Here is a 21,858-nt window from a genome sequence, read left to right on the forward strand (position 1 = left end):
AAAGCAATTGTACTGTAAGGGCTGAGCTATAGGAGGCTTAAGCTGCCTCCCATAGCAGCCAGTTAGAATCTATTCTGGATAATTAAACTGCAAATCGAATGCTTGAATACTGGCGCTTCCTTCATCCGTGTAGTTTCCATCAGAATCTACTGTAAAAGTCATAACATCCGATTTTGCATATGGAGAACCTTCTTTAGGAAACGCTTGAATTGTATATGTTCCCGGTTTCAAGTCCGGCAACTTAAATGTACCGTCTTTGTTTATAGGTATAGTTACCAACCAATTCTCAGTCTCATCTCCAATTTCTATCCATCCACCTTTTGCGAGTGTATTATCTGGTCTGTGGACTATACCCGTCATCGTTGGTTCTTCCAACTGCAACTTCAACGATGCAGGACTGGTCATAATACCTCCAGCAATAACAATGTCCACTTTTTCGCTTGGAGCATAATCAGAACCATTTTCAGGGAAAGCCTGAATTTTGTATGAACCATTTGCAAGACCACTCATCCTGAACTTACCGTTTTCATCAACACCGGTACTTGCAACCCACTGTCCATTGCTGTTATATAACTCTACCCAACCCCAGTCTACAGCAATATCACCAGGATCTACAACTGTTCCGGTTATTTGTACGTTTTGTAATGTTAACGTAAGTGCTCCGCCACTGTACGATTGGCCAGATATAGTTATTGTCCTTGATAGTGAAGGAGTATAACTCGATTTCCAACCAGGGTAAGCCTTTATTTTATAAGTACCATCACTTAGGCCACCTATTGAGAAACTTCCATCTTCTTTGGCACCTATTCCAGTTACAAAAGCCCCAGCTTGGTTGGTTATTTCTACCCAACCGTATTCAATTGTTTCACTGTTTGGACCTGTAATAGTGCCGGAAATCTGTGCTTGGGTCAATGATACTGTAACACTTCCGCTATAATTGGAATCGCCTACTTTTGTTACCACTTCATTTTCTACAACAAAAACGATATATGCTGACGGTGAATAGGAGCTGTCTAAAGTTTCAGGGTATGCCTTCATCCTGTATGTTCCATTTGACAGGCCACCTATATTAAACTGACCTTCTGAGTTCAGACCTGTTCCTCCTACCCAAATCCAATTATTTGAACCACTGTCTTTTTGTATTTCAACCCAACCCTTAACCAAAGGATTGCTATCCGGTTTGATTACTGTACCTTTTAACTGTATGCTTGTCAATTTTACATCTACATTGCCTGCATACACTATATTGTTTGCATAAGTACATTTACCATTTTCACCTATAACCACAGTTATAGGTTTTGAAGCAGAATAATTGGAGGATTCTGAATATTCCGGATGTACTCTTAATGTATATGTGCCTGATTTAAGATTTCCAATCGCGAAGTTTCCATTTTGATTGACTGGTGTTCCGGCTATCCATTCACCAGTTTCCGCACTATTAACTTCACAGTATCCGAATTTGGAAATATTATTGTTAGGATCTTTTACTGTACCGTTAATTTGTGCCTCCGTAAGGTTGATTGTCAAAGGACTCGTTCCTTTGAATTGTCCATTGCTATCTATTTCAACCGTAACTTCAGCTGAAGGTGAATATTTAGTTTCACCGCCCGGCATAGCTATTAGCTTATAAGTACCCTGAGCAAGTCCACTTATCTTGAACTTACCATCATAATCAACTCCGGTACCACATATATACTTTTCACCAGATTTGATTTCAATAAATCCATACGGCATTACGTTACCTGATTCTAAACCATCTATAGGTCCCTTTACAAAACCAGTTATCTGGGGACTTCTGAGTTTCAAGTTTATCTCACTTCCGGTGTATAGACCACTGGTATTTATAGTAAATCCTACTGCATCAGATTCACTATAACTTGATTTGTCTTTAGGGTATGCTATCACCTTGTAGTTTCCAGGCTTTAATGAACCGATTTTAAACATACCATTCTGAATTTGTGCACCACCTACATACTCACCAGTTGTTTTATTTATACAAACCCAACCATTGTCAACCGGTGTATTATTAGGTTCATAAACATGTCCTGTCAGCTGTGCTGAAGTCAATTTCAGCACCAGTGTACCTCCACTGTAAACACCATTTGCAATTTTTACCACGGTTTCAATAGATGCAGAGTACTTTGATCCATCACCCGGGTATGCCTTGAGATAGTATGTACCATCTTTCAAACCACCAATTGTAAAATCCGCCATGTTGTCTACTCCGGAACCTTTTACATGGTAGCCATCTGCGGTCATAACTTCAACAAAACCGTTACCTTCAGGTGTTCCATCAGGAGCTACAACTTCACCTATAATCTGAGGCACACCGACGGTTAATTTTAACCCACCTTCAGGCGCCTTATATGAACCACCTGATATTGTGACCAAAACTTCCTTGGAAGAAGTAAATGTTGTACCGCTATTCGGCCATGCTATCAATACATAACTGGCATCTTCAAGCCCTGCAATTCTGAATTTACCATCATAGCCGATATTTGCACCGCCATAATACTTACCAGACTTCTCATCTGGACTTCTCACTTCAACCCAACCGCCTTTTAGAGGCTGACCCTTTGGATCTATAACCGTACCAGTTATTTGTGCAGATTGAAGCGTAAGAACAATAGAATCTCCTGTGTAGTCACCATCAGCGTATGAAGCATCTAAATCTCCGCCCAGGATTTTAAAAGTGAACTGATTTGATGCACTATACTGCGAATTGCTATCAGGTATTGCTCTGATAGTGTAAATATCATCTATAAGAGAACCCAGCGCAAACTTTCCATTTTGAATTGATACACCTGGTAACCATTCACCGGCATCATTCTTAACTTCAAGATATCCACAATAAACATCTTTGCCACTAGGCAGAGGCTCTTTGACTGATCCACTTATTTGCGGCTCACACAAAATCAGGCTGATTTCTACAACGGAACAAGTACCTCCTGATATTGTTATTTTAAAGGCATTTGATACTGTGTATTCTTGATTTTCCCAATTCGGATGTGCCTTTAAATAGTAATCACCATTAGCCAGTCCACCAATATTAAATACACCCTTGTCGTTTGTTTGTGCACCAGCAATATATTTACCATCTTTATCGTTTATTTCTATCCATGAATATTTTTCAGGTGTTATTCCATCTGAAAGATATACAGTTCCGCTTGCCTGAGGCTGTGTAAGCTTGAGCACCAGACCACCTAAAGGAGGTGTATATTTACCGCCTGAAATAGTAATTTCAACTGCTGCAGAAGGTGAAAAACCGGTATTCCAGCTCGTACCCCTAATCGAATATTTTCCATCCAGCAAACCGGCAATTTTAAATACACCGTTTTCTCCAGTACCTTCCCCTGTTCCATAGTTAACGTCTATTCCTTTTATCTCCACATTACTGTATGAAACAGGAGCACCCTTAGGGTCAACAATTGTACCTGTAATTTGAGGCTTTCTCAGTGTCAAAACCGGACTATTTCCTACAAGTTTGTCGCCTGAAATCTGTATTTCCACTTCAACAGATGCCGCATATTCTGAATCTTTTGGAGCATGAGCACACATTTTATAATACCCATTTGTAAGGCCTGCAACTTTAAATATACCGCCTTTACCAACAAATAGACTATCTATGTATTTTCCATTAATATCTTTTATATCAACATTTGTGAACTCAACAGGATTATTCATGGGATCTTTTACATAACCTGTAAATTGCGGTGTAGACATAGTGAGTTTTATAGCCCCTAATGGAGATGTGAGTTTATCTCCAGTTATTGTTATATCCACCTCATTGGACTTGCATACTGCTCCTGCATCATCATAAGGTCTTGCCTGTATACGGTATGTGCCCTCAGTGAGTCCACCAACAACAAACACTCCATTTTGCTGTATTTTTACATTATCAAAGCATTTTTCTTGAGTCATCAAATCAATCCAGCCCTCAGTAAATGAATCAGTCCCATTTGGCATAACAACAGTCCCGCTGAATTGCGGAAGAGTCAGGGATAAATTTACTGGAGCCGATGGAGACTTAAGCACACCGTTTTCAATTATAATCGGTGTCTTAGAAGATTTGAAATAATCTACCGTCATATCTGGTATAGCCACAAGATAATATGTACCATTTTCAAGTCCTCCGACTGAATAAGTACCATCTTGCTTAATCTGAGAATCCGTAATGTAATCATATTCAGTCCTTACTTCAACTCTGCCTCCACTGGTATATGCTGTTTTTCCGTCCGGCAAATACACAGTACCACTGAACTGTGCAGGTGGACGTTCATTAAGTATAATTGTTAGCGGACCATTAGCAAGTTTATTATCAAGGCCTATTTGAAATGGGACCTCATCAGAATGCATATACTTTGAATCTGGACCAGTGAAAACCATTATCGAATAATTTCCAGGCTGCAAACCATAATACGCAAATTGTCCGTTGCTGTTATCCATAACCTCATGTATTAAAGCACCTTCTACAGTACGAATCTCAACATGATTTCCACCACCTAAAACGGCTTGCTGATTTGCATCAAATATAGAGCCACTAAATTGTGCTGCAATCAAAGTAAGAGGAAGGTCTGTTAAACCATAATTTTTGCCATCCTCAGCAATTACAAAATCCGATGTTAAAGATTCACAATATTGTATATCATCAGGCCTAGCATATACTTTATAACTACCGGCAGAAAGACCTGCAATTCTATAAGTGCCATCCTCATTAATTGGTACGCACGTAAAGTAATCATTGGTAACCTTGTATAGTTCAACTCTACCTGTCCCTGCATATTTTGTTTTATCACCCGGCAAATACACAGTACCAGTAAGTTGTGTCTCAGGTTGTGGTAGCTGTGGAGGCCCAAAATAATTTAGCCTAAATTGATAGTTATCAGCATTTATAGGGAAAGTAAATGTCTCTAAGATATATCTGTAGAAACCATTAACAACATCATCAGGTGTAGTACCTGTCGTTTTATCAACAAGGTAACCGTTTTGATCTATACCGTCATAGACGGCAAAGCTTACAGTAATTCCGCTTGCATCTTTCTCATTGTCACAATATACTGCACTTGTAACGGTTCCAGTGCCTCCATCTCTTGTCACATTAAATTCGACAAAAACTTGAGCAAATGAATAATTTAAAGGCATGCAAATAATTAAAATTGCAAGTACAAGGGCCAGAGCTTTCTTAAAACTCATATCAGTACCTCCTTAATTGGGTTGAGATAGACTTCAAAAAGCTTTCATGAAATACAACAACGTTCTTACATGATTTTCGAAGAGCTAAAAGCCAATTAGTTGTCACTCTGAAATATAAATCCCTCCTTTTCCCCAAAAATATAACTATCCAATAACACAGTATTAAATATATCGGTCAAAAAAAGGAATTAAAACATATGAAAGTGTAAAATAACACACACATTTTTTTACATTTAAACGATAAATGTATTCATAAAGATTTAAGCCTATTTTGAACTACTCTACTTCACGGAAACCTATAGAAAAAAAAATTGAATAAAAGAGAAATATAAATTTATATCTAAATATAATCATATCATATTTGGCAAGTTTCGTCAATGGAATATGTAAACATCTGGCACAAATCAAAAAATTTATGCCAGATATACTAATCAATTTTCACTAAAACATTCCTTTTTTATAGAGCACAAAGCTTGTAACCGATGCTAAACCTACAGCTGTAGCAAGTATATACGCAAATGCATAATGGTTATTCTCCCATGGCAAATGAACGTTCATACCAAAAAAGCTTGCTATCATGGTAGGTATAGCCAATACAATTGTTACTGTTGTAAGGAACTTCATAACCAAGTTCAAATTATTTGAGATAACCGATGAAAAGGCATCCATCATTCCACTTAAGATTGTGCTATATATATTGGCCATTTCAATAGCTTGCTTATTTTCAATGATAACATCCTCAAGTAGATCCTGATCTTCTTCATACATTTTAATATACTTGCCCCGAAGAAGCTTTTCCATAACGACGTCATTCGATTTTAGAGACGTAGTAAAGAATACAAGACTCTTCTCCAGCTCCAACAGCTTAAAGAGCTCCCTATTCCTCATAGACTTGTGCAAGGTTTTTTCGAGATCATCCGTCTTTTTGTCAATATGCCTCAGATATTTTAAGAAGTCTTTGGCAATCATAAAAAGTATCTGTAATGTAAACCTTGTCTTCTTAAACGTATAAAAATCCTTTACTTTCTTGTTTTTAAATGAATCGACAAGGTACGATTCCCTGTTACATATTGTAAGAACATATTCATCCATAACGAGTATACCCATTGGAATGGTTTCAAACTTGAGGTTTTTTTCATCCTCATACACATAGGGTATATCAACTATAAGCAATGTCTGATTGTCTTCAACATCTATTCTAGGTTTTTCCTCTTCATCAAGAGGGTCCCTTAAGAAATTGGGAAGAATATTAAGACTTTTCTCCAAACAACTCAATTCCTCTTCTGAGGGAGCAACAAGATTAATCCAACATCCCTTTTCAATATTCTCAATTTTAACCGGCTGCTGAGCCATATCATAAGTCTTGTAAATTTCCATCATACCTATCACTTCCCAATCTAATAAATAATCATATCGAAGCAAAAGCTTAAAAACAAGGCAGTAAGTTCTGCTGCTATTACTTACATTTGCACAAATGACTTTCCTTACGCAACAAAAAAACTTCCACACGAGAGGAAGTTATATAATTACAAACTTGTATAACTATTTGCTCTTCCCTCGTTGAGCTTTAGCACTATACAGCTTAGGTTTAAAAACCAGCTGCATTAAGCAAAACCTTAATCCGGCAGTGCTTGTTAACCCATTGGCGTCTTTCGACGTTTCGGGGTAGCAGCTTCTTTCTGTATAGGAGCCTCACCTAACAAAGTATTAAGTTTACTTATTCATTATATTCAATAAAGTACTATAGTGTCAATATAAATTAAAAACCCCCGTGATAAGCTGATTAAGGGGGCTTCAAAAACATTATTTCTTTTTATCGATAAAGTATGATGGTTGTCTTAGTCCTGTACCAGGGCTATACGCATTGGAAAGTTTTTTACCCTCCTTGATCTGCCTTATCTTTGCTCCTAAATCATTCAAAAAACCTTTTGCCTTTTCGTTGTTATGTTTTTCAAGTTCATTTATCTCTTTCAAAAGCTCCATTATCTGTCCAATAGTCTGTTGAAGTTCCTTTGCTCCTTTTAAATCAGATGACTTAATTTCTTCTAATTTATTTATCCCAAGCTTCTGCTTGAGTCTTGCAAAGTACACTCCAAATTCTTCATCAATTTTGTTTATTTCATCAATTTTTACCTGCTTATCACTTATAAGCTTTTTTAGTCCATCCATTCCCTCTATGTTTATGGCCTCTGTTTGGGCCATAGTGAGAAGAATTATATCCTGCAGGCATTTATACTTTTTTTTTGAGGCTTCAATAAGCCTTTCAATATAAATTTCCGGACTATTATCCATTATAGACTCCTCTATTTTGCGATTTGTGATGCTCCTGCATTTTGCTGTCTTGCTATTTTCATTGCTTGTTCCCAGGTATTCCTCAATTCTCTTGCATAGCCCAATATTTCTTCAACTATTGTAACATCCTTTTTTATGTTTGCCTCTATGAGCCTTCTATTCATATAATCATATATAAGTTCCAACTGCTTTGAAATTTCATATTTCATATCAAGCGTACATCTAAACTCCGAAATAATATTCTGCGCCTTAATGATGCAGTTATTAGCTTTTTCAATATTCTTTTCGTTAATTCCCATTTGAGACTGCATAAGGAATTTTACAAGTCCATTATATAACATTAAAGTCAACTCTTCCGGACTTGCCGTATATACTGAATTTTCCTTGTATTGATCATACGCATTGTTAATTGCCATTTCAAATACCTCCATGGTTTATTAAAATATAGCTGAAAAGTAAGCTGGTATTAACAACCAAAACTATTTATACTATTACTGACCTAACATTGAAGAAAGGCTACTTTGTTGGCTTTGCATTTCTCCTATCATGTTTTCCATAGCTGCAAATCTGTTATAGTACCACTTTTCCTTATCTGCCATTTTATCCTCAAGACTAGCAATCAGTGTCTCTTTGTTAGCAATTTGATCAACAAGATAATTGTTAAATTCTGTAGCATCACCGGCATATCCTGCTTTTTCAAGCAAAGTTCCCTTTTTTCCACTGTTATTCCTGGAGGTCCTTATATTGTCCTGCATAACGTCATATAATCTTTGTGCCAACCCTGCCTCTTTATATCTTGTAGTTCTTTTTGACGAATCATCAAGAGCATCTTTGTAAGAATACTGTGAATCTTTAGTGAATAGCTTAACTACCTGATCATAGTTATTGGTGAGTGCATTCTTAAGTTTAGTCTCATCTATACTCAATTTTCCTTTGTCCAAATATGAAGTTGAAGAAATTCCTATATCATAAAGGCTTAAAGAAACACCATCAACTTTTTCATAAAGTGCAGTTCTCATGTCGCTTACAACCTTAGATAAAATGCTATCATTTGCAAGCAATCCGGTTTTTGCCTTAGCTTCCCATTTTTCCACCTCATCATCTGACATAGCTTCCTTTTCTTCATCTGTTAGAGGCTGATAATCCCTGTCATAATCTTCGGATAGCTTTGTGTTGACTAAATCCACCAATTTATTATATTTATCTATAAATCCTTTTATATTTTCAACAACACCATCGATATCAGCTTCTACATTAATGGAAACAGAACTTGCTGAAGTACCTTTAAGGGAATAGCTTACACCGTCAACTATAAAGTTGTTACTGCTTCTCTTCATACCCGTAACGCCATCCAAGGTAAACTCTGCATCTGTGCCCTGTGTAGATGTGCCATCAACAATCCCCAATGACTTAAGCAAACCACTGGACGAATCAGTATATGTTAATGTGGATGCTGCCCCTTGTGAGGTTGATTCCAGTTTAAACTGATCATTTAAGGAATTATAAGTCATTTTAACTCCGGCACTGCTGTTATTTACTGCATTCATAACATCGCTGATTGTTGCCTCTCCATATGTTTTCCCCACATCAATTGTTGTGCCATTAATTGCGAACGTAACATTAGCATTTGGATCTGTTACATTCAAATCATTTGTAAAATTATTCTTAATGGCATTAAGATTTGATTTTAAAGATATAGCATTGCTGGTATTATCTCCACTTGCAAAGCCAAGACCTGTCAATCCGATTCCGGATATGGAAAACTTACTTCCATTTAATTGATTTGCAATTTCAACTTTCCCATCGGTTGTAATTACACTAAATTTACCTGAACCGAAAGCTTCTGCCAGTTTATTCTCCAACCCCGTTTTCAGGCCATTTATATCTGTATAATTATCAAGAGTCAGAGTTTTTGTGGCTCCATCCAATTCAACAGATATTTGTTGACCGCTTAATGAAAAATTACTTACCGCACTGCTTCCTTTTACTGCATCTGCAATTCCTGCAGTTCCTTCAATTTTTGATGCTGAAGCAAGAGTACTCACTGTGATGCTATGAGAGTTTGACTCAGCACCTGCGCCTGCAGAAACTGTCACAATCGAATCATTTGAAGAATTTATATTAAACTTTGCAAAAGAACTAGCCGATCTAAAATTGGTTGACGATTTTAACACATTGAAGTATTCATCATTAAAACTCATTAAAGAACTGGTTACCTCTCTATAACTATCCTTCTTCCAATTAAGTAATTGTTTTTGCTTATATACTTTATCCACTTTAGTTTTTTCTACTTTCATTAACTGCGAAACAATGCTATCTGTATCAAGTCCCGAGTACGTTCCGGTTATTCTTATGGAGTTATTTACTGATGCCATAAAACTTACCTCCTTTCATCTACCATAATTCCTGCCATTTCCCACATTTTTGCCACCATGTCAAGGATTTTTTCTGGAGGAATTTCTTTTATTACTTCATGAGTATCTGAATTTATAATTTTGACCATAATCTGCTTTGTTTTTTCATGAATTGAAAATTCGAACTCTGTATTTGCACCGGTAATGGCTTTATTTGCTTTTTGAATTGCATCAATTACAACCTTATCCGAAACTGAAAGCTCATTTTTCTCATACTCTGACAGATGTAAAATGTTTCTGTTCTTATTCTCTAATTTGTGGTTATCAAGCGTATCTATAGTATGATTACTGTTTGAAGTCGCACTATTATCACTGATCTGGTTTTTCTTATTAGAATAAGAATCTGCGTCCATGCTTTCAATTTTCATAAACATCCCTCCGAGTTTTATTACTTATAAATTATATCGGCATTTTTATTGGGATGTTTATAATAATTAGATGTGTTTATAACTCATTTGAGCCATTTTTTATATTATCAATAAGTTCTGACACTTCAGAATCCGGGTTTTCTATTTTTTCAAGATAGCTAATAGCCATATCATTTTCACCGAACACCTTTAAGACATACCCCAGGTTATAAAGTGTGTCTGTATTTCTATCATTTATCTTATACGCTTGTTTCAAAAAAGGAATTACAAAATCAAAGACTCTATTTTCAAAGCACTTTATAGCCAGTAAATTCAAAACTTTTTCCCTATCTCTATTAGCATCAATGATCGCATCAATTACATCAGAGTCACTAACTTCCAAATTATTTAGTTTTATAACAATGTTTTCCAAACTATTGCCAGAACTATTCTCTATTTCAACTTCTTTGAGCATTAGCTTCAACTCATTGATTTTCTCATCCATACTTTGCTTACAAGCACTTTCATCTCGATTATTTGTGTTTCTAAACAATCTGTTTTCTTCCATATCCATTCACTCTCCCTTTAATTTTCTTATCTAACAAATAAACTCTGCAAATTCCAGTAAATTATCAAAAGTAAAATCAGGAATCACCTGTTGTTCCATCCCAAAAGCTCCATATCCAGTTCTGACCATTACTGTTTTTACGCCTGCAGCTTGTCCTGCCAAAACATCCGATGAACGGTCCCCAACAAAATATGAGCTTTTTAAGTCTATGGAGTGTTCTTTTGCGGCTCTTAAAAGCATTCCAGGAGCAGGTTTTCTACATTCACAAACAACAATATATGGAGGATTTTCTTTAATATCAGGTGGATAATGAGGGCAATAGTATATGTCATCAATATTTATCCTTTCTGCCAAAGTACGGTGAATAGCCTTAAGTTCAATTTCACTGATAATTCCCCGGGCAACAGCAGATTGGTTAGTAATAATGATACATTTATAACCACGTTCCTTTAACTTAGCTACAGCTTTAACAGAAAAGTCATATATCTCCAACTGTTCTACAGAAGTAATATATCCGCACTCCTTGCATACTACCCCATCCCTGTCCAAAAATACGGCAGGATAAACTTTATTCATATCTGTAAAATCCCCCCAATTCCTATGGCCTAATTTAAATATCATCAAATAATACTATTCAATAAATTCCTATACTCTTAAACTTCTACTTCAAAAAATTATTTATTATCCTAAGCCCAACCTCGCCACTTTTCTCGGGGTGAAACTGGCATCCATAAATATTACCTTTTCTAATAACTGCCGAAATCAGCCTTCCTCCATAATATGTATCTGCAAGCCTGTTTTCGCTATTTTCAATCCATGCCGTATATGAATGGACAAAATATGTCCTTTCATTTATTTGAATTCCATCTAATATAGAATCTTTCCACCAATCAATGTTTTTACCTTTTGGAGGCTCAAGCGTATTCCATCCTATATGCGGAACTTTCTGATACTCTCCATCAATATCCATTTCAGGTATTCTAATCACTTTCCCTTTGATTATTCCAAGCCCGCTATGAAGACCAAACTCTTCACTTTGCTCCATCATCATCTGCATTCCCAGGCATATTCCCATAAAAGGCCTATCCTTCAAACAAAACTCCATAATAGGATCAATAAGCCTTTTACTTTTTAACCCTTCCATTCCATCTGCGAAAGCCCCAACTCCCGGCAAAACTAAATATGAAGCTCCAAATATTCCATCCGGCTCATCTACAACCGAAACATCAGCCCCACAATATTCAAATGCTCTCTTTACACTCAAAATATTACACAGACCATAGTCAATTATCGTAACTTTTCTCATTTTAATCACCACAAGACATTTTTTATATTATAACAACCATCTTAATTTCTCTTCCCATGCATACTATTATTCACACTTAGATAACCTTACAATTTAGAGCCTTACATTGATTTCAGTACTATGCAATTCTTTTTTCATAATACCGATTTCAGTACGATTATAGTGTAATATACTTGCCACGGCTACAGCATCGGCCTTTCCAGTCTCTATAACCTTTTTTATGTCATTAGTGTTACCTGCTCCTCCGCTTGCAATTACCGGTATAGGAACCACTTCCGAAACCGCTTTTACCAAGCCAAGATCAAACCCTTTTTCAGTACCTTCCATATCTATTGAAGTCAAAAGAATTTCACCCGCTCCCAGCTCATAGCCCCTTTTAGCCCATTCTACAACGTCAATTCCTGTCTTTTCACGGCCATTATCATAGTAAGCTTCCCACTTGCCACTTGCCGTTTTTTTAGCTTCTATAGAAAGAACCATACACTGAGAACCAAACATCTCTGCTACTTCCTTTACAAGTTCAGGCCTCTTTATGGCAGCAGTATTTATAGCTACTTTATCCGCACCAGCCCTTAAAACATCTCTTGCATCATTGACAGAGCGGATACCTCCACCTACTGTAATAGGGATAAAAACATCCTTTGTTGTTTTTATTACAATGTCTGTTAAATTATTTCTATTATACAAACTGGCTACTATGTCAATATAAATTATTTCATCTATTCCACCGAAATAATAACTCTTTGAGAACTCATTAGGATCCCCTATCTTTCTCAATCCCTCTAAATGTATACCTTTTACCAGATTAGGGCCTTTAACATCAAGCCTTGAAATTATTCTAATATTTTTCACCTAAGCACCTCAATCTCAAAGATGTTCATTGCAAGCACCGGATAGCATTTTAAGCCTTAATAAAGCCGGCCCATAGTTACTACACATTTTATAGAAATCAACTGCATCTTCCAAAAAACCTAAGCACTCATAAATTACTGCTATATTGTAACTCGGGAGATATGAGTTGACCCCTTCCATTTTTCCCTCAATACTGCCTATACAGCCGAAAAAACTTTTTAATGCTTTATCCAACATACCATTATTCATATATACATGTCCCATTAAAAATCTGAAGTCGATTAAATCACTATAAAACACTCCATATTTTTCAAGCTTAAGAGAATCTTCGAACCTCAACGCGTTTAAAAGTGAATACCCATAAGTCGTCACAAGATCGACCACATATTCCAGCTTAAAATTCAACTCGTATTCTAACGCCTTTTCAAAATAGCAAGCTGCATCATCATATACTTTTCCCATGTAATAAGCTTTACCCATCTGGAAATATAAATAAGGGTCATCCGGTTTTTCTTCTAAAGCCTTTTTCAAAAGTGTTATATTCCGCTCAATCTTACGAGTATCAACAACTGCCTTCTGCATATAGCCTATATGATCAACAATAATTTCTACCGGCTGAGTTTCAAAACTGCTTTTATCTGTACTTACAATCTGCTCGTGTATAATTCCTTCATACTCAAAATATTTTTTGTTAAATAACCTGTTTACAAGTTCTGCGTTTTTCTGTATTCCTTTGCCTCTGTCAATATAATTAATTCTTTTTATTCTTCCAACCTTATGGATGTTATTCTCAATAAAATCCCGCAATCCATTCACATTGCACTCTATTATAAATTCGTCAGCATCAAGCATTAGTATCCAATCCAATGAAGCTTTTGATATTGCATAATTTCTGGCGTATGCAAAATCATCCTTCCAGAGAATATTGAATACTTTTTCGGTATATTCCTTTGCTACTTTGATAGTAGAATCATTTGACCCAGTATCTACAACAACAATTTCATCGAAAAAGCGTGCAGAATTCTCAAGGCATTTTTTCAAATTATTCTCCTCATTTTTAACTATCATGCAAAGGCATATATCCATAGATTACTCTACTCCTTAAAACACAGTATGTCTCAATTTCCATATTCCATTTTCCATCTTCCAAAGATGTGGTGAACGGAACCGATCAGCAAGGTGCATAAAGTAATCTCTATTCATGGTAGGTTGTTCAAACATCCCTGATGCATTCGGATATTGTTTCTCCGATAAACTAAGGTACTCAAACAGTTCATCAATAAATCTTTCCGGGAATTCACCATCAAACTTTTTAACCAGTGCAACTCCTTCTTCCCTGGTAATCTCGTCATGCCTTATTTCCTGTGCAGCATCATAAGTAGCTCTACCTATGCCAAATTTTATATATGTTGTATAGTAGTGCAGATCGTCAACTTTATCGTCAATACTATTGTACTTGCTGTACGTTCCCGGTGTCCTCTCCGGAGACGGTTCAAAACCTCCATGTTCAACCGAATAATAATAAGCTCCCTGTGGATGCCATTTAAGATAATAACCAAGATAATGAACCTCTACCTTGCTTTTCTCTATTCTATCCGGGTCTGCGGGCATATAAAGCTTAAGATCATTTTCATCTATTCCAAATTCATTCTCAAGATCTCTTATGGAAACACCCGCCAAATATATATTATCTTTATTATCCGACGTAAAGTAATCCCAGTCTCTTTTTGCGCTATTGTTATCAGCCATGGGATTCCCATACTCCGCCTCATTTTCGCCATAAAATACAAGTGGAATATTGAAGTTTAGTGCCAATTTCGGAGCAAGATACTTTTGCCCGAATATGAATGGCTGAAAAGGATGAAATAGATTCTCTGTTGCAAGTCTCGTCAAAAGCCTGTGAACAAGCCCATTAGGAGTACACAGATAATTGTCAAATCCCGAGTGGATCCAAAGCTGAAGATTATTCCACCCCCACGACGTATATATGTGGGGTGCCCATGTGACTGTGAGAGGATGCATTCCGTATTTATATTTTAAAATATGCGCAGCATAAAAACTGTCCTTTCCTCCTGATCCAGGTACAAGACAGTCATATGAATCATCATTCTTGCGGTAGCGGTCACACAGTTCAATTAACTCCCTCTCCCTATGCGTCCAATCAATGCTGTTCATTTTTTCGCCAACAGCCTTGCAAGCATCACAAACCCCTTCGCTATCGAAGTGAATTGTTTCCTTTTTCGTGTCCTTTGTATGCTTATGTTCAGCACATGAATTCGGCCTCTGGTTGGATATGACACAACGCTTGCAAAAGGATACTTCTGTGGGAAGGCCATACTTCGCATCAAGCTTGTCTTCCGGCTTATTAAATTTCTGTAAATCAACCTCAATGTTCCTTTTAAACTTCTCCATGAATATCCCCCGTTTCTATTACATAATCTGCCGGCAAATCCCTGGTAAATCTCATCCCTAAAACTCTAGCCAGGTTTTCCGGTGATATTCCTGTCCCAGGCCTTTTTACCGTAATCATATCTCGGCTTATAACCTGTCCGGCACATACGGCCCTTGCAGTAACCAAAGACTTTCTTGCCGTTTTTGCCATTTCCTCTTCTCCAGGTGCCGGAGCTTTAACTCCGCTGCCCATAGCCTTTTCCACTAACCTAATCGACTCAACCATCTGCTTAAGTTCCTGTGGTTCGATGGATGCCTTGTGATCAGGCCCCTGCATGTTTCTATCCAGTGTAAAATGCTTTTCAACCGCTATCGCTCCCATAGCCACAGCAGCTACCGGTATAGTCAACCCTACCGTATGGTCAGAGTATCCAACTTCCAGGTTAAAAGCATTTTTCATAGTAGAAATTGCATTTAAATTTACCGCTTCAGGTGGTGCAGGATATCTTGATGTACAGTGCATAAGCAAAACATTAGTGTTTTTAGCACCATATATCCAACTGATTGCTTTCTCAATTTCATCAAGATAAGCCATACCGGTCGATAGAATTATTCTTTTGCCTTTTTTAGCAAGGTGTTCAAGCAATGGTTTATTTGTAAGATCTCCTGAAGAAACCTTAAATTCATTGACGCCCAATTCGTCAAGCAAGTCGGCAGAATTTTCATCAAATGGCGTTGATAAAAACTTTATATTTTTTTGATTGCAATATTCTATAAGAGTGATATGCTCACTTCGGCTTAATTCAAGTCTTTTCAGCATCTCGTACTGAGTTTCCGATAGGTTGTCATTATTCTTCTGATAACATGCTTTTTGCGCAGTTCTAGTCACAATTGAATCAGCTCTGAAGGTCTGAAACTTTACAGCATCACACCCAGCATCAACAGCAGCATCTATCAGCTTCTTTGCAAGCTCGATATTTCCATTATGATTAACCCCTGCTTCTGCAATAATATATACGTGCATCAATATTTCCTCTACCTTCTTTGCGTTGTGTTAAGGAATAGCTTAAATATTACTTCCGATTTTTGCAGCATTCCTAAATTCCATTGTGATCTAACTTTGCCTAAAACCACGAAAAGAAGTTTCCCTTTCTTTATAGAGCTTACGTGCGATCTCTTCAGATTTTCTATGCTGCTCACTGTAGTAGTTATCTATCAGTATTTTATTTGCCTCATAAAGAGCATCATAAAACTCCTCATCCGTCATATCTGTAAAATTAACCGTAAGTAAATCGGAATTTAAATGCTTTCTTTCATAAAAATCTTCACAGTCTTTTAACAACCCTTTTTCAATAGCATGGTAATATAAGGGCGATCCTGGATAAGGTGTAACTGGCCTGATAGTTCTCATCTGTGCGTGGTCATCGTATTTTAATAAAAACTCTACATCCTTTTTCAGAACTTCTTTATTTTCACCTATATTTCCAAAAATAATATTAAGCCCAGGACTGATTCCAACTGCCAGTGTATTTTCCACACCTTCGGTAATCTGCTTTACAGTAAGGGCTTTATTCATATTTTTTAGTGCATTGTCATCTACTGATTCAATGCCATAGTTTATAAACACACACCCAGCCTCTTTCATCAATTTCAAAACATCAGGTTTTGCATAATTGAGGCGTCCGTTGCAGTCCCATTTTACATTCAGCTTCGCCTTTATAAAACTTTCACATAATTCAACCGTTCTCTCAACAGAACTCATAAGTAGCTCATCCGAGAATGCAATGTAAGATATGGCATACTTACTCTTTAACAATTCAATTTCCTCTATGATACTTTCGGAAGATCTCGGTCTGAAACCTTTATCCAATCTATAACAAAAATTACACTTAAAAGTACATCCCCTGCCTGATAGAACAGGCATACATCTTTCGCTGTTTTTTATATTGGGAAGTCTAAGCATTGCATAGTGGTCTATTGGAAAAAGGTCAAATGCCGGCATAGGTATTTCATTTATATTTTCAATCAGTTCTCTTCGAGGATTTACAATACACCTGCCTTTTTCCATGTATGCAAGGCCTTTTATCCCCGAAAAACTCTTATGATTCTGTATTGCGTCAACAAGTTCTACAATTGCTATTTCGCCTTCTCCAATAATTACTGTGTCAGCACCCATCTTTTTCAGAAAGTATTCAGGCTCAGGGGATGCCAAATGCCCTCCAAGTGTATAGAACGGCCTGTTTTTTGAACTATTTATTGCCTCCGAGATCTTTAGTACCTTACGATACTGGTAATATCCTCCGCAAGCCCCCACTCCTACAACATCAAATTTCTCACTGTCCAAAAGTGCTTTCAAGTGAGACTCAGGCCAGTGATATACATCCTGGTTGTATATTTTCACTTCATGCCCGGCATTTCTCAAAGCCGATGCAATGTAAGCTATCCCTTGTGGAAACCACGATACATACGAATCATTGTCATAAACAACAAGTAAAATTTTCATAATTGTTTTCTCCTTTTGATAACTCTCGCTGGAACTCCTACAGAAACTGAATCTGGCGGAATATCTTCCAAAACTACACTACCTGCTCCAATTATTGAACCATCTCCAATAGCTATACCTTGAATTATGTTGGCACCCAACCCAATTAAGCAATCAGTCCCTATTTTCACATCACCTGCAAGTTTAGCCCCTGATGCTATATGTGTGTTATCTCCGATGATGCACCCATGTTCTACAATACTTCCGGTATTGATAATGCAATTGTTTCCTATTGATACACCTGTATTAATTACGGCATTTGCCATAACCACATTACCTGTACCCATAACTGCTGTTTTGGAAATAACAGCGTTACCATGAACTATATTCAATAATTTAAACCCAATCTTACCTGCGATTTCACAAACATTTCTCCGTGCTGCGTAACCTCCCATCATTCCCAAACCCATCACAGCATTACGCAACCCTCTACAAAAGAGTTCTTCTAAAATACTATCGTCCCCAATAACATAATAACCATCAACGCAGCTTCCATGCTTGCTGCTATCTTTATCCAGGACTCCAATAATGTTAAAATCCTCATAGTAAGTAGTCAGGATATCTATGATCACCCTGGCATGACCGCCCGCTCCAATTACGACCAAATCTTTATCCCCGTATTCCATTGCTGCTCCTTCTATTTCAAGGTTTTAAATTCTTTTTTAAGTAAAGTCTCTTTATCATTAAAATTAATAGATTTTAAAACCGAAGCTATTCTCTCTGCTGTCTTTCCATCTCCATAAGGGTTCTCTATATCCTTTAAATACTCTTTAAAATCCAAAGACATTGCAATGTCTATTGATCTTAATATGTCCTCTTTTTTACACGTACAGTCTATTATATTTTTCGTTCTGTACCGTCCCGCTTGTCTATCTCCAATATTTACAACTGGCAGTTTGAACCAAGCTGCCTCAATAATACCGCTTGAAGAATTTCCAATCATAAGCCGTGCACAATTCATTGCGCTTATATACGCCTTCTGTCCCATATTTTTAATAAAAACAAATTTCTGAGGCCATTTATCTGCATATTTTAAGATTGCTTCATAGACAATATTTCCACCTGCATCTGCGTTTGGCATTGTTACTAAAGTCTTTAGATTTGTTTCCATCAACGCCTCTAAAATCTCATTTATCTGCTCACCTGCCTGATGGTAATCATCTGTAGTAACTGGATGATAGGTCATCAAAGCAATCTCTTCCTTTGCAAAGTTTACTCCAGTAAAGTCGTTCAATTCCTTTATCGGCATTTTCTCAATTGAGATTATATTTTCTATGCCTAATGCTCCAACGGTAAAAACCCTATCTATTCTCTCCCCCATTTGCACAATTCTATTTGCATATTCTTTAATGGATGGAAAATGCAGGGCTGCCATCTTGGTTATCGAATGCCTGATAACTTCGTCTATTGCCCCAGCTGTAGCTTCCCCTCCGTGTATATGTGCTATAGGAATCCTGTGCATTACTGCAGCCATACAGGCCGACCACAGCTCAAATCTGTCTCCTAAAACAATAAGAACATCATAATTATTTTGAGAAAAATGCTCCGAAAATCCATTAAGCCCTTCAGCTATAGCCTTACATATATCATTTGGAGTATCTCCACTCTGATTCATATCGATTTCACATGATATTTCAATACCATCTTCCAAAATCCTGTCTTTTGTATAACCATGCTTTTGAGACAAGTGCATCCCTGTAACAACCAGGTGTGTCTCAAAAAACACATCTGATTTAAGCCTTTTAATAAGAGGATTAAGAAGTCCGTATTCTGCTCTTGAACCGGTTACAATAGCTACTTTTATACTCATCTTTAGTAATATCCCTTCATAATATCTACAATAGAATGAAGTATTATTTGATGGACAAGTTCCACATATCCATACTTATCAGACGGAACATAAAAATTAAGTTCTCCAAACTGTCTTAAAGGATTTTCCGGAGAAAAGCCCGAAAGAGTTATTACCTTACAATTCAAGCCGATAGCTGACTTGACAGCATTTAATATATTAGGTGATTTGCCAGAACTACTGATTGCAATCAATATATCTCCACTAACTGCAATCATTTCAATAGGTTTTGTAAAAACTTCTTCATACCCGTAATCGTTGCCAATGCAAGTCAAAAGTGTTGCCTCATTAAAGCAGATAGACCTTATACCACCATTTTTAAAATAATCGGTAGAGCTATGACTTGCTATAGCTGCACTTCCGCCATTCCCTATAAACATAAGTTTGTTGCCGTTTTTATGAGCCTCTTGAATTTTTTCTATACTCTGCCGGACTGCTTCATCAAAATCTATTTCATTAAAGCTGCTATCAGTAACAGATATATTCCCGATTACTTCATTAAGTCTGCCTAAATAAACTTTTCCGGACATATGCAAAACCCCTTTAGCTAGTTTGATAGGTATTTAAACCAATCCTTTGTAGCATCTTTAATTGTTTCTACCGTCCACAAAGGTGCTTTTCTCCAATAGTCTATATTTTTTAAAACCTCATTAACACCTTCATCGAAAGTTACATTCGGTTTCCAACCCAGCTGTTTTCTTATTTTTGTTGTATCTGCAAACGTACAATCCGGTTCTCCAGGCCTTTTCGGAATATAGGTTATTTCTCCTCCCAGAAGTTCCACTAAGCGGTTAACTGAATACGTACCACCACTCCCAACATTAAAAATCATGTTGGTAATATCGGATTTTGCCGCCGTCACAAAGGCATTTGCTACATCTGTTACATAAGTAAAATCCCGTGTTTGAGTACCATCACCTACTACGGTATATGGTTTTCCTGCAAGCTTCTGTGCCAGGAATACTCCGAATACAGCTCCATAGGTTCCCGAAGTCCTGGATCTTGTTCCATATACATTAAATAGCCTTAGTGAAATAACAGGTAATTTATATAGTTGTCCCCAGTGCATTACCAATTGCTCTCCCATATATTTTGTAAGTGCATAGGGATATTGTGGTTTAGCTTCGGCTGTTTCCGGCGTCGGATAAACTTCAGGAATACCATAACAGGATGATGATGCAGAATATACAAAACGCTTTATCCCACACTTTCGTGAAGCCTCCAGTACAGAAAAAGTGCCATCAACATTTGACCTGAAATATTTTTCAGGCTCCTGAATGGAAGGTACAATATCAGCTACAGCAGCAAGATGGAAAACCCAATCTATATCTTTGAAATATGGCGTAATACTTCTTTCATCAGTTATATCCGCTTCAACTATCTTCAAATCAGGATTTCCTTTTTGGTGTTCAAGGTTTTCAGGTCTACCAGTTATAAAGTTATCTATAACTGTCACATTATGCCCTTCCAAAAGAAGCCTGTCCACTATATGTGATCCTATAAAACCACAACCACCTGTCACAATCGCCTTCATTATGCAATCACCCCAGTTTTTTTATAGTAAACAAATCACCTATTAAATTTTTCTTAGTGCTGAAAACTTTTAATACAAGAAAGCTAATAAAATTTGTATCAGAAAACAAATCGAACAGTTTATTTTATATTACTACTATAATATTATTTTAGATAAAAAAAAAGCCCCTTTTTAATGGAAGCTTAAAATAATTTACTATCACAATAATTGATATAGTTCTGTGCTTAACCTATACTATGCTTAAACACGCTACATCTGCTTCTCAATCTTGTCGGCAACTTCGCTAATTACCCTACTTAATAAAGCCTCATAAGTTAGATTTTGAAATATTTTTTTCTTCCCATTATCTATAATTTCCTGCCTCTTTTCTGGATTTGCGAGATAATAGTCAACTTTTTCATATAAATCTTCTTTATTGTAATACAATATAATTTCATTTCCCTCATCTAAAAGCATACGTATATTAGCCGAATCATATTCCTCTGGTATATAGGGGCCCAAGTAAAAACTATTACTTAGAATTGTCTCAAACACTCTTGGGTGTGTTGAAATATGCTGATTTGTACCAAT

19 protein-coding genes and 1 riboswitch are annotated in these 21,858 nt (G+C 36.8%); all 19 genes read right to left on the reverse strand.

All coding sequences use genetic code 11. The features are described from left to right. Nucleotides 1-69 precede the first annotated feature (69 nt). Complete coding sequence (locus ACECE_RS0210410) at nucleotides 70-5,193, reverse strand: MSCRAMM family protein (protein ID WP_010681151.1); 5,124 nt, start codon at nucleotides 5,191-5,193, stop codon at nucleotides 70-72. Between the two features lie 441 nt (nucleotides 5,194-5,634). Next, nucleotides 5,635-6,573 carry a magnesium transporter CorA family protein gene (locus ACECE_RS0210415; protein WP_010681152.1) on the reverse strand — a complete coding sequence of 313 codons (939 nt, stop codon included), beginning with the start codon at nucleotides 6,571-6,573 and terminating at the stop codon, nucleotides 5,635-5,637. 165 nt (nucleotides 6,574-6,738) lie between these two features. Continuing rightward, nucleotides 6,739-6,904, reverse strand: a riboswitch (M-box (ykoK) riboswitch). A gap of 92 nt (nucleotides 6,905-6,996) precedes the next feature. After that, nucleotides 6,997-7,485 (reverse strand): flagellar export chaperone FlgN, encoded by a 489-nt coding sequence (gene flgN / locus ACECE_RS0210420; protein ID WP_010681153.1) that lies wholly within the window; start codon nucleotides 7,483-7,485, stop codon nucleotides 6,997-6,999. Nucleotides 7,486-7,496: 11 nt separating this feature from the next. Continuing rightward, nucleotides 7,497-7,901: a flagellar export chaperone FliS gene (gene fliS, locus ACECE_RS0210425; protein ID WP_010681154.1), complete on the reverse strand. Its 405-nt coding sequence runs from the start codon at nucleotides 7,899-7,901 to the stop codon at nucleotides 7,497-7,499. Nucleotides 7,902-7,976: 75 nt separating this feature from the next. Next, on the reverse strand, nucleotides 7,977-9,860 hold the full coding sequence (gene fliD / locus ACECE_RS0210430; RefSeq protein ID WP_010681155.1) for a flagellar filament capping protein FliD: 1,884 nt from the start codon (nucleotides 9,858-9,860) through the stop codon (nucleotides 7,977-7,979). 5 nt (nucleotides 9,861-9,865) lie between these two features. Beyond that, nucleotides 9,866-10,267, reverse strand: a complete 402-nt coding sequence (locus ACECE_RS0210435) for a flagellar protein FlaG (protein ID WP_010681156.1) — start codon at nucleotides 10,265-10,267, stop codon at nucleotides 9,866-9,868. A 76-nt stretch (nucleotides 10,268-10,343) separates the two neighbouring features. Further along, nucleotides 10,344-10,814 (reverse strand): hypothetical protein, encoded by a 471-nt coding sequence (locus ACECE_RS0210440; RefSeq protein WP_010681157.1) that lies wholly within the window; start codon nucleotides 10,812-10,814, stop codon nucleotides 10,344-10,346. Between the two features lie 30 nt (nucleotides 10,815-10,844). Beyond that, nucleotides 10,845-11,390 (reverse strand): D-glycero-alpha-D-manno-heptose-1,7-bisphosphate 7-phosphatase, encoded by a 546-nt coding sequence (locus ACECE_RS0210445; RefSeq protein WP_010681158.1) that lies wholly within the window; start codon nucleotides 11,388-11,390, stop codon nucleotides 10,845-10,847. An 85-nt stretch (nucleotides 11,391-11,475) separates the two neighbouring features. After that, nucleotides 11,476-12,120 carry an imidazole glycerol phosphate synthase subunit HisH gene (hisH, locus tag ACECE_RS0210450; protein ID WP_010681159.1) on the reverse strand — a complete coding sequence of 215 codons (645 nt, stop codon included), beginning with the start codon at nucleotides 12,118-12,120 and terminating at the stop codon, nucleotides 11,476-11,478. A 93-nt stretch (nucleotides 12,121-12,213) separates the two neighbouring features. Further along, nucleotides 12,214-12,972 carry an imidazole glycerol phosphate synthase subunit HisF gene (gene hisF / locus ACECE_RS0210455; RefSeq protein WP_010681160.1) on the reverse strand — a complete coding sequence of 253 codons (759 nt, stop codon included), beginning with the start codon at nucleotides 12,970-12,972 and terminating at the stop codon, nucleotides 12,214-12,216. Nucleotides 12,973-12,987: 15 nt separating this feature from the next. After that, nucleotides 12,988-14,058 carry a glycosyltransferase gene (locus tag ACECE_RS0210460; protein WP_010681161.1) on the reverse strand — a complete coding sequence of 357 codons (1,071 nt, stop codon included), beginning with the start codon at nucleotides 14,056-14,058 and terminating at the stop codon, nucleotides 12,988-12,990. 15 nt (nucleotides 14,059-14,073) lie between these two features. Continuing rightward, complete coding sequence (locus tag ACECE_RS0210465; protein WP_010681162.1) at nucleotides 14,074-15,384, reverse strand: N-acetyl sugar amidotransferase; 1,311 nt, start codon at nucleotides 15,382-15,384, stop codon at nucleotides 14,074-14,076. Further along, on the reverse strand, nucleotides 15,371-16,387 hold the full coding sequence (gene neuB / locus ACECE_RS0210470) for an N-acetylneuraminate synthase (protein ID WP_010681163.1): 1,017 nt from the start codon (nucleotides 16,385-16,387) through the stop codon (nucleotides 15,371-15,373). The genes ACECE_RS0210465 and neuB overlap by 14 nt, the downstream gene beginning before the upstream one ends. A 90-nt stretch (nucleotides 16,388-16,477) precedes the next feature. Continuing rightward, the gene (locus ACECE_RS0210475; protein WP_010681164.1) at nucleotides 16,478-17,866 is read right to left on the reverse strand and encodes a B12-binding domain-containing radical SAM protein; all 1,389 of its coding nucleotides are present in this window, start codon (nucleotides 17,864-17,866) and stop codon (nucleotides 16,478-16,480) included. Further along, entirely contained in the window at nucleotides 17,863-18,531 is a 669-nt protein-coding gene (locus ACECE_RS0210480) for an acetyltransferase (RefSeq protein WP_010681165.1), read from the reverse strand. The genes ACECE_RS0210475 and ACECE_RS0210480 overlap by 4 nt, the downstream gene beginning before the upstream one ends. A gap of 11 nt (nucleotides 18,532-18,542) precedes the next feature. Beyond that, nucleotides 18,543-19,715 carry a UDP-N-acetylglucosamine 2-epimerase gene (gene neuC, locus ACECE_RS0210485; protein ID WP_010681166.1) on the reverse strand — a complete coding sequence of 391 codons (1,173 nt, stop codon included), beginning with the start codon at nucleotides 19,713-19,715 and terminating at the stop codon, nucleotides 18,543-18,545. Nucleotides 19,716-19,717: 2 nt separating this feature from the next. Further along, nucleotides 19,718-20,284, reverse strand: coding sequence for a D-sedoheptulose-7-phosphate isomerase (locus ACECE_RS0210490; protein ID WP_010681167.1), 567 nt, complete (start codon nucleotides 20,282-20,284; stop codon nucleotides 19,718-19,720). A 17-nt stretch (nucleotides 20,285-20,301) separates the two neighbouring features. After that, nucleotides 20,302-21,288 carry an SDR family oxidoreductase gene (locus ACECE_RS0210495; protein ID WP_010681168.1) on the reverse strand — a complete coding sequence of 329 codons (987 nt, stop codon included), beginning with the start codon at nucleotides 21,286-21,288 and terminating at the stop codon, nucleotides 20,302-20,304. 249 nt (nucleotides 21,289-21,537) lie between these two features. After that, a partial coding sequence (locus ACECE_RS0210500; RefSeq protein ID WP_026073790.1) for a glycosyltransferase occupies nucleotides 21,538-21,858 on the reverse strand: 321 nt, incomplete at its 5' end.

It is taken from the genome of Acetivibrio cellulolyticus CD2 (genome assembly GCF_000179595.2).
GTDB lineage: Bacteria > Bacillota > Clostridia > Acetivibrionales > Acetivibrionaceae > Acetivibrio > Acetivibrio cellulolyticus.